Below are 14859 nucleotides of genomic sequence, written 5' to 3'. Positions count from 1 at the left end.
GTGTGACCCTGCGCGCCGGGCAGTCGATGCCCTATGACCGGCTCTGGGCCGTGGCCCATGACGCATCCAAAGCCGCGCCCGGAGATTGGGCGAGGTGTTTGAATTTCACGCGGGGGCGTCCTCGCCGCAGCTGCAGGCGATCACGGCCAAGCTGGATGAGACGACTGAGATGCTTACCCTGCGCCACCCGGCGCGCAGCGAAATCACCTTTCACCCCGATCGCGAACAGGCCGCATTCCTCGACTGGGTGCGCCCCTTGGTTGCCGAAGGCCGCGCCGCCCCCGCAGATATCCTGCGGCTCGACGGGCGCGGCTATACTGACAGTGCCGAACCGACGCTCTCGCTCAATAACCTGGCCTCCCATGCCGCTGTCGAAGCGCTTGCCGGCAGCCCGCTGCAAACCGCCCGCTGGCGCGGCAACATTTGGTTTGACGGGGCCGCCCCGTGGGATGAGTTCGAATGGATCGGACGCGACCTGAAAATCGGCGAGACGCGGCTGCATGTGTCCAAACGCATCACCCGCTGCCTTGCTACAACCGTGAACACCGACACCGGCGCGCACGACGTGGATACGCTCGCCGCGCTTGACCAATTGGGTCACCGAGACTTCGGTGTTACCCTGACCGTCACCACCGGCGGAGAGATCGCCGTGGGCGACGAACTGGAGCTGATTTGATGCAAGTGAACTACACCATTGCCGAGGAGCCGGACGCGCCGAGCGCCGAAAAAGGCCGGATGCTTTTCGCCGGTGAGACGACATTCGTCAAAGGCGTGGTGGCGATGGACGGGCTGCCGCCCCCAGACCGCATGGAGGTCTGCTTTGCGGGCCGTTCCAACGTCGGGAAATCGACGCTGATCAACGCGCTGACGGGCATGAAAGCACTGGCGCGGGCCTCGAACACGCCCGGCCGTACGCAGGAGATTAACTTCTTCACGGCCGGCGAAGAGCATTACCTCGTTGACCTGCCGGGCTACGGCTATGCCAACGCGCCGCTGCCGGTGGTCGAGAAATGGCAGCGTCTGCTCAAGCAATACCTTTCGGGCCGTCAAACTCTGCGCCGCGCCTTTGTGCTGATCGACGCGCGTCATGGCGTCAAAAAGGTCGACAACGAAATCATGTCCCTGCTCGACAGCTCTGCCGTGACCTTTCAGGTCGTGCTGACCAAGGCAGACAAGGTCAAAGAAGCCGAGCGTGAGAAAATCCTGACGCAGGTGAAAGACGCGCTAAGCAAACACCCCGCCGCCTATCCCGAGATTGTGGTCACGTCTTCGGAAAAGGGCTGGGGCATCCCTACCCTGCGTGCCATCATCGCCACGCTGGAATAGCACTTTTCGCCGCTATCGGCTTCCCATGGGTCAACAGATGAGAACGCAAGACATGAACCGCGACTGGATCGCCACTGCCCAAACCCTCAGCCAAGCACTGCCCTTCCTGCAACGCTATGCCGATGCCACCGTGGTCATCAAACTGGGCGGTCATGCGATGGGCAGCGACGCGGCGATGGACGAATTTGCCCGTGATGTTGCGCTGATGCGGCAGGTGGGTGTGAACCCGGTGATCGTCCATGGCGGCGGCCCGATGATCAACGACATGCTGGCGCGGCTCAACATCAAATCCGAATTCGTGAATGGCAAGCGGGTCACCGATGCCGCGACAATGGAAGTGGTCGAGATGGTGCTGTCGGGCCTCGTCAATGCGCGGATCGTGCAGGCGATTTCCGAACAGGGGGACGCGCCGTTGGCGTCTCGGGAAAGGACAGCGGTTTGATCGTTTGCGAGCCCGAAGACCCCGCTCTGGGCCTCGTCGGCAACCCGACACAGGTGAACCCCCGCATCCTGCGTGACTTTGCCGACAAGGGCATCATTCCCGTCATCGCACCGCTTGGCATGGGCCGGGGCGGTGAGACCTATAACATCAATGGTGACACCGCCGCAGGCGCCATAGCGGGCGCGCTGAAGGCCGACCGCCTGCTGTTGCTCACGGACGTGGCTGGCGTTAAAGATGGCGCGGGTGAGGTGGTGACCGACCTGACGGCGAGCCAGATCAGCGACATGATCGCCGATGGCATCATTGCAGGCGGGATGATCCCTAAGGTTCAGACAGCACTAGATGCGCTCGAAGGCGGCGTGCGCGCGGCGGTGATCCTTGACGGGCGGGCGCCCAATGCCTGCTTGCTGGAGCTTTTCACAGAACACGGCGCGGGAAGCATCATTCGCAAAGGCTAAGGCAAAGCGCTTGCCCCCTGCCCCTGCTTCGCGCCTATGATGGGCCGAGCAGTGAAAGGAATGACATGCGCCGCCTGATCCTAATGCGACACGCGAAATCGGACTGGTCCCACGGCACCAGCGACCATGATCGCCCCCTGAACCCCCGTGGGCGTGGCGCAGCCGAAGCGCTTGGCAACTGGCTGCGGGCGGAAGGGTTTGTGCCTGATGTGGGGTTCTGCTCCACGGCGGCGCGCACGCGCGAAACCTGCGCGCTTTTGAACCTACCTGAAAGCTGCACTGTGACGCATCTCCGCCAGCTTTACCTCGCCGAGCCTGATGAGATCATAGCGACCCTGCGCCAGCGGACGTCTGGCGACACCCTGCTGCTTATCGCGCATAACCCCGGCATTGCCGCCGCCGCGGTGGCGCTGTTGCAGGACACGCCCGACCAAGATGCGTTCGGTCGCTATCCCTCGGGGGCGACCACGGTAATGGATTTCGATATCGACAGTTGGGCCGACCTCGCCCCCGGCAGCGGCGGGTTGCGCGCCTTTACCGTGCCCAAGCAACTGGTCTGAAACGCAAAACGCCCCGACCGATTGGCCGGGGCGTTTGGTTGGTTATCATGCTGTAACGCGGCTTAGTGCCCCAGAATCTGGCTCAGGAACAACTGTGTGCGCGGGCTTTGTGGGTTGTTAAAGAAGGCTTCGGGCTCGTTCTGTTCAACGATCTGGCCTTCGTCCATGAAGATCACCCGGTTCGCCACCTGACGTGCAAAGCCCATCTCGTGGGTCACGCAGAGCATCGTCATACCTTCTTCGGCAAGCTCGATCATCGTGTCGAGCACTTCCTTGATCATCTCAGGGTCAAGCGCCGATGTCGGCTCGTCGAAAAGCATGATGCGCGGGCGCATGCAGAGCGAGCGGGCAATCGCCACACGCTGCTGCTGACCGCCCGAAAGCTGGCCGGGATACTTGTTGGCCTGATCGGGGATCTTCACCTTTTCGAGGAAGTGCATCGCCGTTTGCTCAGCTTCCTTCTTGGGTGTTTTACGCACCCAGATCGGCGCCAGCGTACAGTTCTCAAGGATCGTCAGATGCGGGAAGAGGTTGAAGTGCTGGAAGCACATGCCGACCTCGGAGCGATCTTGTCGATGTTCTTAAGGTCCGAGCTGAGGAGCGTGCCGTCGACTTCGATGCTCCCCTTTTGGTGCTCCTCCAACGCGTTGATACAGCGGATCAGCGTTGACTTGCCGGAGCCCGAAGGCCCGCAAATCACGATCCGCTCGCCCCGGTGCACGGTCAGATCAATGTCACGCAGCACATGGAACGCGCCATACCACTTGTTCATGTTCTCGATCCGAATCGCGACTTCGTCGGATACTTTCATTTGTGCGGTCTCAGCCATGCGAGAACCCTCCCTTAACGATGGTCAGTCGCAAGACGGCGTTCCAGCCACTGCGAGTATTGAGAAATGCCGTAGCAAACGATGAAGAACAGCACGGAAGCAAAGAGGAAAAGCTCCCAGTAGACGCCGTTCCAATCGGTCGAGGCCAAGATCGGGCCGCGGATCATGCCGATGATATCGAAGAGCGAGATCACCGAGACCAGCGTGGTGTCCTTGAACAGGCCCACCGCGATGTTGACGATGCCCGGGATCGAGATCTTCAGTGCCTGCGGCAGGATGATCAGCCGCATCGCCTGCGGGTAATCAAGGCCAAGGCTGTCTGCGGCCTCGTATTGGCCCTTTGGTAACGCGGCCAGACCGCCCCGGATCACCTCGGCGATATAGGCCGAAGAGAACATGGTGATCATGATCACGACGCGGATGAAGAGGTCAACGCCTGAGCCCGGCGGGAAGAAATAGGCGAGCATCACGTTCGCCACGAACAAGAGCGTGATCAGCGGCACGCCCCGGACGAATTCGATGAAGACCACGCAGATGCCTTTGACGATTGGCAGGTGGGACTGACGCCCCAAAGCCAGCGCAATCCCGATCGGCAGCGACAGCGACACACAGGTGATGCCCAGCATCATGTTCAGCATGAAGCCACCAAGGTCACGGCTGGGGATCGCTTGCAGCAGTGGCGAGGCGGGGCGCAAAGCCTCCCCGATGAAGCCACCGATATACCAGACGAACACCGCAGCAACGAGGCCACCCGCCAGCGCCATGGCAAAGCTTTTCTGCACCAGACGGCTATAGACGATATAGCCCGCGATCACGCCCACGAGGGCAAAGATCGGCCCCCAGATTGGACCGCCCCAGATCAGCCAGAAGGCCAGAAACGGGTAGACGCCAGTGAAATAAAGCAGCTTGCGCGGCAGGTCGATGAAGAGCACCGGGGCCACCGCAAGGAACAGCAGCACCAGCGCGAGGGTCGGACGCCAGTATTGATCACTGGGATATTTGAACCCGAACAAGAGCTGATGCCAACGCTCGCTCAGCACCGAGAAACAGGCCCCCGTGGCCCCGTCCAGCACCTCGCGACATTCAGACAGGCTGCTTGCCGACCAAACGCCGTTCAACAGCCATGGCAGAGAACCGGCGAGCAACAGATAGAGAAAATAAAGCGCCACCACCGTCAGCAGGGCGTTCGCCCAAGTCGGGAAGAGGTTGTCTTTCACCCATTTTACCGGGCCGCCCACCTTGTCCGGCGGTGCCGAAGGCGGCAGTGAGGTTTCACGCACGAAGGCGATGGATTCAGCATGTGTGTCTGACATGGCTTAACGCTCCTTCAGCTTCGTTGCGTTGTTGTAGACGTTCATCACCATGGAGATGCCCAGCGAGATGACGAGGTAGAAGAGCATCAACAAGACGACACATTCGATCGCCCGCCCGGTCTGGTTCAGGGTGATCCCGCCCAGTGTGGCGGTGATGTCGGCATAGCCCACGAGGATCGCCAGCGAGGAGTTCTTGGTGATGTTGAGGTAGTTCGAGATCAGCGGCGGGATGATTACGCGCAGCGCCTGCGGCAGCACCACAAGGTTCATGATCCGGCCCGACCGCAGCCCCAAGGCAGCAGCGGCTTCGGATTGCCCCTTGCTGACGGCTTGGATGCCCGCGCGGACGTTCTCGGCGATGAAAGCACCGGTGTAGATCGACAGGGCGAACCACAACGCGATCAGCGGTGCACCAATCTGGATGCCGCCGCGGAAGTTGAACCCTTTGAGCGCGGGGTAATCCAGCCCGATCGGCATGCCCATGATGAAGAACATGATGATCGTCGGCAGCAACAAGATCGCGACCGAGGGCCAAAGCATCGGCAGCAGGCGACCGGTGTCGTAAAGCAGTTTCGTCGCATAGCGGCGGTAGGCAAAGACGCCGATCACCGAGGCGACAAAGGTCGCCACCACGATCATCGAGCCCGGTCCCCAGACCGGACCGGGGATATAGACGCCCCGGTTGGTAAAGGCAAAGACCCCAGCATCATGCTCGACGCCGGATCATCGCCCCGGAAGGCCGAAGGCGCGGGCATCGCGGCGGTCATGATGGTGTAGATGATCAGGATCCAGATCAGCACCGGGATGTTGCGGAAGATCTCGACATAGCCTGCCATCAGCTTGCGGATGAGCCAGTTGTTCGACAGGCGCAGAACCCCGGCGACGACGCCAAAGATCGTGGCCGTCACGCAGGCAAGGAGGGACACCAGCAGCGTGTTGATGATGCCGACCCATGCCGCCTGAAGGTTCGACGACTGGCTGGTGTAGGGGATCAGCGTTTGGTTGATGTCATAGCCCGCGGGGTTACCGAGGAACTGGAAAGAGATGTTCAACCCGGCGGCGCGAAGGTTCGCGGCAAGGTTCGATCCCAGATACCAGATCGCCGTGACCAGCAGCGCAAGTGCGATAACCTGAAAGGTAATCGACCGATAGCGGGTGTCGCTCAACAGCATAGATGGCCGGAACGACTCCTTGGGAGGGTCGGAGAATGTCGTCATGTATGTATCCCTGTGTTCCGGCTTGTTTTTTATTGGTGCATTTGGCGCACCTTGGCCGAATCATTTTTGGTCGTTGATCGTTTCTTCGATCGTGGGCTTTTATTGTCTCGTTGGGGTTTTGTCAGTCGTTTTTAGACCGTTTTTCGTGTCGCAAAGGCACTTCGCGCCTCCAGAGGCACAAAGGGCGCAGGAATTCCTGCGCCCCTTGGCTTGCTATTTAGCGGAAGGGCGGTGCGTAGAGCAGGCCACCGTCTGTCCACTGGGCGTTCAGCCCGCGTGCCAGACCGATCGGGGTCTCTTCGCCGATGTTCTTGGCAAAGATCTCGCCGTAGTTGCCTTCGGCCATGATGGCGCGCTTGGCCCACTCGGCGTCGAGGCCGATCATCTCACCCAAGGTACCTTCGGTGCCCAGAAGACGAGCGATCTCAGGGTTGTTGGTGTTGCCGGTCATCTCTTCGATGTTGGCGGATGTGACACCCAGTTCTTCAGCAGCGATCAGCGCGTTCAGCACCCAGCGGGTGATGTCGCCCCAGTCGTTGTCGCCGTGACGGACCAGCGGGCCGAGCGGCTCTTTCGAGATGATCTCGGGCAGCAGCACGTGCTCGCCGGGGTTCTCAAAAGTGGCGCGTGTCGCGGCAAGGCCGGATGCGTCTGTGGTGTAGGTGTCGCAGGCACCAGCAAGGTACTGCTGCTGGCCTTCGGCGTTGGTTTCGACAGGCACCGGCTCATAGCTGATGTTGTTCTTGCGGAAGAAGTCCGCGAGGTTCAGCTCGGTTGTTGTGCCGGTCTGGATGCAGACGGTCGCGCCGTCCAGATCCTTGGCCGAGGAAACGCCAAGCGCTTTGGGGACCATGAAGCCCTGACCGTCGTAGTAGTTGACGCCGATGAAGTCGAACTTCAGGTCGGTGTCACGGCTGAAGGTCCATGTGGTGTTCCGTGCGAGGAAGTCGATCTCGCCCGAGGCCAGCGCGGTGAAGCGGGTCTTGCCGGTTGTCGGCACGAATTCCACGGCGTTCTTGTCGCTCAGTACGGCGGCGGCAACGGCACGGCACACAGCCACGTCGAAACCTTCCCATTCGCCGTTGGCATTCGGCGCGGCAAAGCCTGCAAGGCCTGTGGTCACGCCACAGTTCAGCTTGCCGCGGGCCTTGACGTCATCAAGCGTGGCGGCACCAGCAGCACCGGCCGCAAGGCCAGCAACGGTCAGCGCGCCAAAAATTACGGTTTTTTTCATTTTTACCTCTTCCTGATAGTCCGCCACGTTCACTGGCGGTTAATCCGACGTCAGGTGACGCCGAAAGCGATCTTGCGCAGGGTTCCCCTGCTCAATGAAAAGCAGTGTGGGCGGATTCAGGTTTGAAGGTCAAGGGCGCGATGGGCAAAATCAGGGCGGGTTTTCACATCGCGTGGCAAAGCTTTTATCAAGTTAAGCAGCTTTGCAAAGCACGATAATTGCACATGCATGTAAAAACGCCTGTCGCTTGATTTCGGCCTCTTGCTCGGCCACGTCATCGCGGCCCCACTGCTCGGCCTGCCAATTCTCATCCAGCCGCGACAAGGCCCAAATCTCTTCGGGGTCAAAGGCTTGCTCCAGCGCGGCAAAGCCAAGGATCAGCGAACCGGTCAGGCTGACGAGGTCATGAAATGCCGCCAGTTCGAACGCAACGAGCCGCGCCGCCCGGCGGTGCAACTCGGCCAAGGCTTCGGGCGTTTGCGGGGCATGCATGATGCCCTGTCGCGGCTCCAAACGGACGCCGAGTGTCTCTGCCGCCCAATCCAGCATCGGATCCCACTGCGCTGCTTGCCGGGCGACCAACTCTTCGGGGCTGTCGGCGCGGTAGCACAGCAAGTCACTGTCCCCATAGGCCGCCAGCATGTCGACGACCTCGGCCTTTTGCACCGCGACCTTGTCGATCGCGGCATTGGCGGTTTTGGTCACCGGCATTGTGCGGGGGTCGATCTGCTTTTCCTGCGCCTGCCATTCGGCGGCCACGGCATCGGCCATGGCGCGGGTCGGCAGGGTCAGGGGCGCTTGGCCGGGGTCTTCACCCGGCGGCCATCCAGTTCTACGGTGAAACCGTCTTCGACCGCGACCACGGCGGCGTCTTTCCAAAAGCGTTTGGCTTTCCAGTCACTCATGCGGGAATGCTCCAGATTTGTTCCAGCAGTGCGGGCAGCGCCGCGAATTCCTCAACCAGATGCGCGGCGGCGGCCAACCGTTCCGGACCGTGATAGCCCCATTTGACCCCGATCCCGGCCACCCCGGCGGCGGCGGCCATGTCCATGTCGAAAGAGGTATCGCCAATCATCACCGTCGCCTCCGGCCCCACCCCGGCATCGGCCATCGCCTGATGGATCATCGACGGATGCGGCTTGGAGGGTGAAAATCCGCGACCTGCTGGGTGATAAAAAGCCCCTCCAGCCCGTGCCCGGCGATCAGCTTGTCAAGCCCGCGTTTCGACTTGCCCGTGGCAACGCCCAACAGCACCTCCGGTTCGCCGTGAAGGCGCCGCAACGTGTCCAGCGCGCCGGGATAAAGCGGCGAGGATTGCGCCACGCCCGCCTCGGCCCGCAGGGTCATATAGGCGGCCTTATAGGCCTCCACCATCGCAAGGTGATCGCCGGTTGGGCGTGTGGGCGCCAGCACGGTCATTGCCACGTCCAGCGACAGGCCGACGATCGACAGGATCTCGGCACGGCTCGGCGCGGGCGCGTCGACAGCCGCAAAGGCCGCCGTCATCGCGGCCACGATATCGCCTTGGCTGTCGACCAACGTGCCGTCGATGTCAAAGATCACCAAACGCAGTGGCTTGCTCATTGCAGCGACTCAAATGGGTCTTCGTCGGCCAGATCTTCGGTCCAGCCAAAGGTGTCCCAGCTATGCGCCATATGTTCGGGCAACTCGGCGGTGATGGTAACCGTCTTGCGGGTATGGGGATGCTCAAACCGCATCATCCGCGCGTGCAGGTGCAGCTTTTTCGAGATGATCCCGCCCAGTTGCGCGCCCCAGCCGTCGCCGAGGTTCTCTTGCCCCGAGCCGCCGTATTTCCCATCGCCGACAATCGGATGCCCGATCTCGGCCATATGCGCGCGCAGCTGGTGCGTGCGGCCGGTGACTGGCTCCATCGCCACCCAAGACGCGCGCGAGCCGACGCGGAACAGCGTGGCATAGAGCGTATGCGCCCGTTTCGCGCCCGGCGTGTCATCCATATCGCGCGGATGCACGGCGATCATCTTCTCGCCCTCGCCGCTGCGGCCATGACCGCCAGCTTTAACGAGACCGTATTTGATTTCGCCCAAGTACGGCGTCGGCACACCGGCGACGATGGCCCAGTAAATCTTGCGCGTCTCGCGGTGCCGCATCGCCGCTGTGAGCGCCTTGGCCGCCAAACGGGTCCGCGCCAGCAGCAGCACGCCCGAGGTATCACGGTCAAGCCGGTGCACCAGACGCGGTTTTTCCTCGGCGTCAAAGATCAACGCCTCAGACAGCGCATCGACATGGCGATCCGCCTGCCCCGAGCCGCCCTGCACGGCCAGACCCGGCGGTTTGTTCAGGGCGATGACATGCTCGTCGCGGTAAATCACGCAGTTGCGGATCATCTTGGCATCAGCATCGGTAATGCGCGTCCGTTTTGGCGGGGGCGGCGGGGCGCTGTCGGGCAGCGGCGGCACGCGCACCTCTTGGCCGGCTTCGAGCCGCGTGTTGGCCTTGACCCGGCCCCCATCGACGCGATCTCGCCCTTGCGGCACATCTTTTCGATGAGCCCCTGATTGATCTGCGGAAACATCCGCTTGAACCAACGGTCCAGCCGCTGGTCTCCATCGCCTTCGGCGACGGTAATGGTTTGTACGCGGCTCATGCCAATACCTCTCGGGCCACCCAGAGGCCCAGCAAACAGGCGGCCAGCGACAAGATCACCGAGGCCCCCACATATGAAAATGCGACAGCGGCGCGGCCTGTTTCAAGCAGCCGCATCGTGTCGAGTGAAAACGCCGAAAAGGTGGTGAAGCCGCCCAGCAGGCCGGTCATCAGAAAGGGCAGCAACAGCGCCTTATCCGCCAGTGCGACCCAGACCACCCCGATTGCGAGCGAGCCCGCGACATTCACTGCCAGCGTGCCCAGCGGGAAGCCGACGGTCAGACCGACAAGGTAGCGCAAGCACGCGCCCAGAGCGCCGCCGAGCGCCACCATGATCAGTGTTTTCATCATCGACACCCCATCGCGCGGGCGCGGCCCGGAGTCAAGTTTTCCGCTTGGCCCGCAGCCCCGCGAAGTAATCCTGTCGCTTTTTCAACTCCCGTTCGAAGCCACGTTCCACCGGCTCGTAGAGGCTGGGGCGCTCCATCGTGTCGGGAAAGTAGTTCTGCCCCGAGAACCCGTCTTCGGCGTCGTGGTCATAGGCATAGCCGCTGCCGTAGCCTTGCTCCTTCATCAGCTTAGTGGGCGCGTTGAGGATATGCTTGGGCGGCGGCTCTGACCCGGTACTGCGGGCCAGCCTGCGGGCACCCTTGTAGGCTTTGTAGACGGCGTTGGATTTCGGCGCGAGGCAGATGTAGGTCAGCGCCTGCGCGATGGCCAACTCCCCTCGGGACTGCCAAGCCGTTCGTAGGTCTCCCATGCTTGAAGGCAGAAAGCCTGCGCCTGCGGATCGGCGAGGCCAACGTCCTCAACCGCCATGCGGGTGATACGCCGCATCAGGTAGCGCGGGTCCTCCCCGCCCTCCAGCATCCGGCCCAGCCAATAAAGCGCCGCGTCCGGGTCCGAGCCGCGCATGGATTTGTGTAGGGCGGAAATCAGGTTGTAATGCGATCCCCCGATTTGTCGTATTGCGCGGCCCGCCGCATAAGGCGTTTCGACAGCCCCGCCTTGTCGAGCGGCGCAGCGCCTTTCCACGCCGTGACCTGCTCGATCAGGTTGAGCAGCGCCCGCCCGTCGCCATCGGCCATCTCTAAAAGCGCCTCGCGCGCCTCGGGCTGCAGCGGCAGGGGCTTGCCCAACTCGCGCTCGGCCCGCTGCGCCAATCGCTCCAGATCGGTGAGCGGCAGGCGTTCCAGCACCAGCACCTGCGCGCGGGACAGCACAGCGGCGTTCAATTCGAAACTCGGGTTCTCGGTGGTGGCACCGACCAGAAGGATCGTGCCATCCTCCATATGCGGCAAGAACCCATCTTGCTGCGCTTTGTTGAAACGGTGGATTTCGTCGACGAACAAAAGCGTCCCCTGCCCCTGCCGCCGCCGCATTTTGGCCGCGTCGAAAACCTTGCGCAGTTCCGGCACGCCCGAGAAAATCGCGCTGATCTGCACGAAATGCAGATCGGTCTCATCCGCCAGAAGCCGCGCGATGGTGGTCTTGCCCACGCCGGGCGGCCCCCAGAAGATCAGCGAAGACAGCGCGCCCGCGGCCAACATCACCGACAGCGGCGCATCGGGGCCAAGCACTTTTTCTTGCCCAATCACCTCGGACAGCGCGCGCGGCCGCAGCCGGTCCGCCAAGGGGCGGTGCCCAGCCTCTGCCGCTGGGTCGCCGTCACCAAATAGATCCGCCACGCTACCCCCTGAACCGCAGTGCGACACGCCGGTCGCCGCGTTGAATGACCATTTGAATGCGCCGCACCTCGCCCGACAGCAGGGCGGCCAAACTATGCGTCTCTGCCACCTCTACCCCATTCACCGAAAGGATCACATCACCATCCCGCAGCCCCACACGCGGGCCATAGCGGCCCGCATCCATGACCACGACGCCACTGCTTTCCAGCGGCAGGTTCAGTTCCGAAATCACCGCCGGATTGATTCGCGCAGCGCGCAATCCGGGCAAAAGGCTCCGGGTGCCCAACGTGACCTCGGCCCGGTCCGGTTCATCCGGGGCGGCGATCAGCGCCACCGTCATCTCTTGCAGAACGCCATCGCGCCTGACGCCCACACGCGCGGAATGCCCAAGACCGGCGACCGACATGCGGTAGATCATCTCTGACGGCGTGTTGACCGGCTGGTCATCGACGCTGACGATGACATCCCCCACCTGCAGCCCCGCCGCGTTGAAGGGGCTGGCGCGATGCAGCCCCGAGACGATGATCCCGCCCGGTCGATCCAACCCCAGCGGGCCGGCCATATCTGCATCCACCGGCTGCCCGGCCAAACCCGCCCAAGGGCGGCTGAACGCCACCTCCCCTGCGCGGGCCTGCGCGACAAAGGCCGCGACCAGATCAGCGGGGATCGCAAAACCGATGCCGTTGCTGCCGCCCGAGCGCGTCAAGATCGAGGTGTTCACCCCGATAAGCTGCCCCGCCATGTCAATCAGCGCCCCGCCCGAGTTGCCGGGGTTGATCGGCGCATCGGTTTGAATGAAATAGCCCTGCCCGCCATTATCCGCCGCCCCCGACCGCGCAAGGCCCGAGACGATCCCGCTCGACACCGTCTGCCCCACGCCGAAGGGATTGCCGATGGCCAAGGCAAGCTCACCCACCTCCACCGCGTCGCTGTCGCGCAACTCAAGAAACGGCAGGTCCGCCGCGCCTTCCAGCTTGAGAATCGCCAGATCGCTCTCCGCATCCCCCAAAAGCACATGGGCACTGAACTCGCGCCGGTCATTCAGGACCACACGGATATCGGTCGCCGTGCCCACCACATGATAGTTCGACACCACGATGCCATCCGCCGACAGAATCACCCCGGAGCCGAGCGAATTCTGCACGCGGGGCCGCTCTGAGAAGGGATCCCGAAAGAACCGTTCGAAAAATGGATCGGCCTGAAGCGGCGTGCGCTGTGGCTTGGTCAGGAAGCGGGCGTAGATGTTGACCACCGCGGGGGTGGCCTGTTTGACCAGTGGCACGAAACTCAACTGCATCTGCGCGGCGGAACTGGGCACCTGCTGCGCCGCTAGGGGGCGGCAAGCAGCGTTAGGATCATCAGCAAATATTTCATGCCGTCAGATATGCGCAGCCGCCCCGGCTGGCGCAACTCCCATTTCGGAATGATCTTGAAATCTCCGCCGCGACAACGAAAAAGCCCCGCCAAATGGCAGGGCTTTCCATTCCGCAATCTGCGAAATCTTATTCTGCGGCGTCTTCTTCGGCCACACGCGCTTTGTCTGCGGCGCCTTTGGCGTCGCGGTCGCGGTCGACGAATTCGATGATCGCCATCGGCGCCATGTCACCATAGCGGAAGCCAGCTTTCAGAACGCGGACGTAACCACCTTGGCGGTCTTTGTAGCGCGGGCCGAGGATGTCGAACAGTTTCGCGACATACTGGTCTTCTTTCAGCTTGGCTGCGGCCTGACGGCGGGCGTGCAGATCGCCACGTTTGGCCAGCGTGATCATCTTTTCGATGATCGGCTTGAGTTCCTTGGCTTTCGGCAAGGTTGTTTTGATTTGCTCATGCTCGATGAGCGAGCCTGCCATGTTCGAGAACAGCGCCTTGCGGTGTTCATGTGTACGGTTCAGGCGGCGGTATCCACGTGCGTGACGCATTGTCTTACTCCAATCGTGATGCCCTCTACGGGCGGTTTTGCTTTGTCTGGCCCGCGATGCGTGTCAGGGGCTCTCCTTGGGGCTTGCGCCCGGTCGTAACGGTGCCCGATTTCTTTTGGAGAAATCGGCCCGGAAACTTTAAAAGTTTCCGGGTCCGTGTCTCTTAGAACGATCCTCGAACTTCTTGGCGAGGTCTTCGATGTTTTCTGGCGGCCAGTCTTCGACATCCATGCCAAGGTGCAGGCCCATGCCCGACAGCACTTCCTTGATCTCGTTCAAGGACTTGCGGCCAAAGTTCGGCGTGCGCAGCATTTCGGCTTCGGTCTTCTGGATCAGATCGCCGATATAGACGATGTTGTCGTTCTTCAGGCAGTTTGCCGAACGTACGGACAGTTCCAACTCGTCGACTTTCTTGAGCAACAGCGGGTTGAACTCAAGACCATCGTCGTCGTCCTGACGGGACGCCGATTCCGGCTCGTCAAAGTTGACGAAGATGCCCAGCTGGTCCTGCAGGATGCGCGCGGCAAAGGCCACGGCGTCATCCGGCGTGATGGACCCGTCGGTTTCCACTTTCATGGTCAGCTTGTCATAGTCCAGCACCTGCCCCTCACGGGTGGGCTGCACGTCATAGGAGACCTTCTTGACTGGCGAATAGATCGCGTCGATCGGGATCAGACCGATGGGCGCATCCTCAGGCTTGTTCTTGTCAGCCGAGACATAGCCCTTGCCGGTGTTGACGGTCAGCTCCATGTAGACATCTGCACCATCGTCGAGGTGGCAGATCACATGCTCGCGGTTCAGAATCTCGATACCGGCGGATTCGGAGATGTCACCGGCGGTCACAACGCCCGGACCTTTGGCAGAGATCGACAGGCGCTTGGGACCTTCGACTTCCATGCGCAGGCTGACGCCTTTGAGGTTCAGGATGATGTCGGTCACGTCTTCGCGCACACCGGCGACGGAGGAAAACTCGTGCAGCACGTTGTCGATCTGCACAGATGTGATCGCCGCGCCCTGCAGCGAGGACATCAGCACGCGGCGCAGCGCGTTGCCGAGGGTCAGGCCAAAGCCCCGCTCCAGCGGTTCGGCCATGACGGTCGCCTGACGCGCGGGGTCATTGCCCGGCTTGACGTCAAGCTGTTGCGGCTTGATCAATTCAGCCCAATTCTTGTGGATCATGCGTCCCTCCATCCTTGTTTGTGCCTCATGTCCAAATGACACAAACGCTCGAGGTTTCTGAAAAGCGGT

11 protein-coding genes and 6 pseudogenes are annotated in these 14859 nt (G+C 61.9%); 4 read left to right on the top strand and 13 right to left on the bottom strand.

Features of this window, described 5'->3' with window-relative positions; genetic code table 11:
- The first annotated feature begins 94 nt into the window (after positions 1–94).
- From ACFQAU_RS10215 to ACFQAU_RS10200, 4 genes and pseudogenes are all read left to right on the top strand, one after another.
- Positions 95–676 (top strand): MOSC domain-containing protein, encoded by a 582-nt coding sequence (locus ACFQAU_RS10215; RefSeq protein ID WP_386282035.1) that lies wholly within the window; start codon positions 95–97, stop codon positions 674–676.
- Positions 676–1326, top strand: a complete 651-nt coding sequence (gene yihA / locus ACFQAU_RS10210; RefSeq protein ID WP_120351813.1) for a ribosome biogenesis GTP-binding protein YihA/YsxC — start codon at positions 676–678, stop codon at positions 1324–1326. The genes ACFQAU_RS10215 and yihA overlap by 1 nt, the downstream gene beginning before the upstream one ends.
- A gap of 37 nt (positions 1327–1363) precedes the next feature.
- Positions 1364–2226: pseudogene (gene argB, locus ACFQAU_RS10205) on the top strand (acetylglutamate kinase).
- A 65-nt stretch (positions 2227–2291) separates the two neighbouring features.
- Positions 2292–2786 carry a SixA phosphatase family protein gene (locus ACFQAU_RS10200; protein ID WP_132444202.1) on the top strand — a complete coding sequence of 165 codons (495 nt, stop codon included), beginning with the start codon at positions 2292–2294 and terminating at the stop codon, positions 2784–2786.
- Positions 2787–2848: 62 nt separating this feature from the next.
- On the opposite strand, the pseudogene ACFQAU_RS10195 reads toward ACFQAU_RS10200, so the two are convergent.
- The 13 genes and pseudogenes from ACFQAU_RS10195 to ACFQAU_RS10135 form a co-directional block, all read right to left on the bottom strand.
- A pseudogene (locus tag ACFQAU_RS10195) lies at positions 2849–3615 on the bottom strand (amino acid ABC transporter ATP-binding protein).
- A gap of 14 nt (positions 3616–3629) precedes the next feature.
- Positions 3630–4928, bottom strand: a complete 1299-nt coding sequence (locus ACFQAU_RS10190) for an amino acid ABC transporter permease (RefSeq protein ID WP_120351817.1) — start codon at positions 4926–4928, stop codon at positions 3630–3632.
- Between the two features lie 3 nt (positions 4929–4931).
- Positions 4932–5567, bottom strand: coding sequence for an ABC transporter permease subunit (locus ACFQAU_RS10185; protein WP_386282029.1), 636 nt, complete (start codon positions 5565–5567; stop codon positions 4932–4934).
- Positions 5564–6145, bottom strand: coding sequence for an ABC transporter permease subunit (locus ACFQAU_RS10180; protein ID WP_386282026.1), 582 nt, complete (start codon positions 6143–6145; stop codon positions 5564–5566). The genes ACFQAU_RS10185 and ACFQAU_RS10180 overlap by 4 nt, the downstream gene beginning before the upstream one ends.
- 217 nt (positions 6146–6362) lie before the next feature.
- A complete protein-coding gene (locus ACFQAU_RS10175) occupies positions 6363–7379 on the bottom strand; it encodes an amino acid ABC transporter substrate-binding protein (RefSeq protein WP_067622203.1) in 1017 nt (338 codons plus the stop codon).
- A 192-nt stretch (positions 7380–7571) separates the two neighbouring features.
- Positions 7572–8284, bottom strand: a pseudogene (locus tag ACFQAU_RS10170) (ATP12 family chaperone protein).
- Positions 8281–8963 (bottom strand): annotated as a pseudogene (locus tag ACFQAU_RS10165) (HAD-IA family hydrolase). The pseudogenes ACFQAU_RS10170 and ACFQAU_RS10165 overlap by 4 nt, the downstream one beginning before the upstream one ends.
- Positions 8960–10005, bottom strand: a pseudogene (locus ACFQAU_RS10160) (RluA family pseudouridine synthase). Before ACFQAU_RS10160 ends, ACFQAU_RS10165 begins: the two co-directional pseudogenes overlap by 4 nt.
- Positions 10002–10355: a fluoride efflux transporter FluC gene (locus ACFQAU_RS10155; protein WP_120351821.1), complete on the bottom strand. Its 354-nt coding sequence runs from the start codon at positions 10353–10355 to the stop codon at positions 10002–10004. Before ACFQAU_RS10155 ends, ACFQAU_RS10160 begins: the two are co-directional and overlap by 4 nt.
- 31 nt (positions 10356–10386) lie before the next feature.
- A pseudogene (locus ACFQAU_RS10150) lies at positions 10387–11692 on the bottom strand (replication-associated recombination protein A).
- A gap of 1 nt (position 11693) precedes the next feature.
- Positions 11694–13010, bottom strand: coding sequence for a trypsin-like peptidase domain-containing protein (locus tag ACFQAU_RS10145; RefSeq protein WP_386282021.1), 1317 nt, complete (start codon positions 13008–13010; stop codon positions 11694–11696).
- Positions 13011–13194: 184 nt separating this feature from the next.
- Entirely contained in the window at positions 13195–13611 is a 417-nt protein-coding gene (gene rplQ / locus ACFQAU_RS10140) for a 50S ribosomal protein L17 (protein WP_132444198.1), read from the bottom strand.
- A gap of 138 nt (positions 13612–13749) precedes the next feature.
- The gene (locus tag ACFQAU_RS10135; RefSeq protein ID WP_386282017.1) at positions 13750–14790 is read right to left on the bottom strand and encodes a DNA-directed RNA polymerase subunit alpha; all 1041 of its coding nucleotides are present in this window, start codon (positions 14788–14790) and stop codon (positions 13750–13752) included.
- Positions 14791–14859: the final 69 nt, after the last annotated feature.

Origin of the sequence: Sulfitobacter profundi (genome assembly GCF_042661425.1) — a bacterium.
GTDB classification, from domain to species: domain Bacteria; phylum Pseudomonadota; class Alphaproteobacteria; order Rhodobacterales; family Rhodobacteraceae; genus Sulfitobacter; species Sulfitobacter profundi.
The sequence above is the reverse complement of the archived record's forward strand: the minus strand, read 5'-3'. Positions and strand labels throughout refer to the sequence as shown.

What these genes read in the sequence shown, in the direction of transcription:
- yihA (WP_120351813.1), top strand. Translation starts at nt 676, where the DNA reads ATGCAAGTGAACTACACCATTGCCGAGGAGCCGGACGCGCCGAGCGCC.
- ACFQAU_RS10200 (WP_132444202.1), top strand. Translation starts at nt 2,292, where the DNA reads ATGCGCCGCCTGATCCTAATGCGACACGCGAAATCGGACTGGTCCCAC.
- ACFQAU_RS10190 (WP_120351817.1), bottom strand. Translation starts at nt 4,928, where the DNA reads ATGTCAGACACACATGCTGAATCCATCGCCTTCGTGCGTGAAACCTCA.
- ACFQAU_RS10185 (WP_386282029.1), bottom strand. Translation starts at nt 5,567, where the DNA reads ATGATCGTGGTGGCGACCTTTGTCGCCTCGGTGATCGGCGTCTTTGCC.
- ACFQAU_RS10180 (WP_386282026.1), bottom strand. Translation starts at nt 6,145, where the DNA reads ATGACGACATTCTCCGACCCTCCCAAGGAGTCGTTCCGGCCATCTATG.
- ACFQAU_RS10175 (WP_067622203.1), bottom strand. Translation starts at nt 7,379, where the DNA reads ATGAAAAAAACCGTAATTTTTGGCGCGCTGACCGTTGCTGGCCTTGCG.
- ACFQAU_RS10155 (WP_120351821.1), bottom strand. Translation starts at nt 10,355, where the DNA reads ATGATGAAAACACTGATCATGGTGGCGCTCGGCGGCGCTCTGGGCGCG.
- rplQ (WP_132444198.1), bottom strand. Translation starts at nt 13,611, where the DNA reads ATGCGTCACGCACGTGGATACCGCCGCCTGAACCGTACACATGAACAC.
- ACFQAU_RS10135 (WP_386282017.1), bottom strand. Translation starts at nt 14,790, where the DNA reads ATGATCCACAAGAATTGGGCTGAATTGATCAAGCCGCAACAGCTTGAC.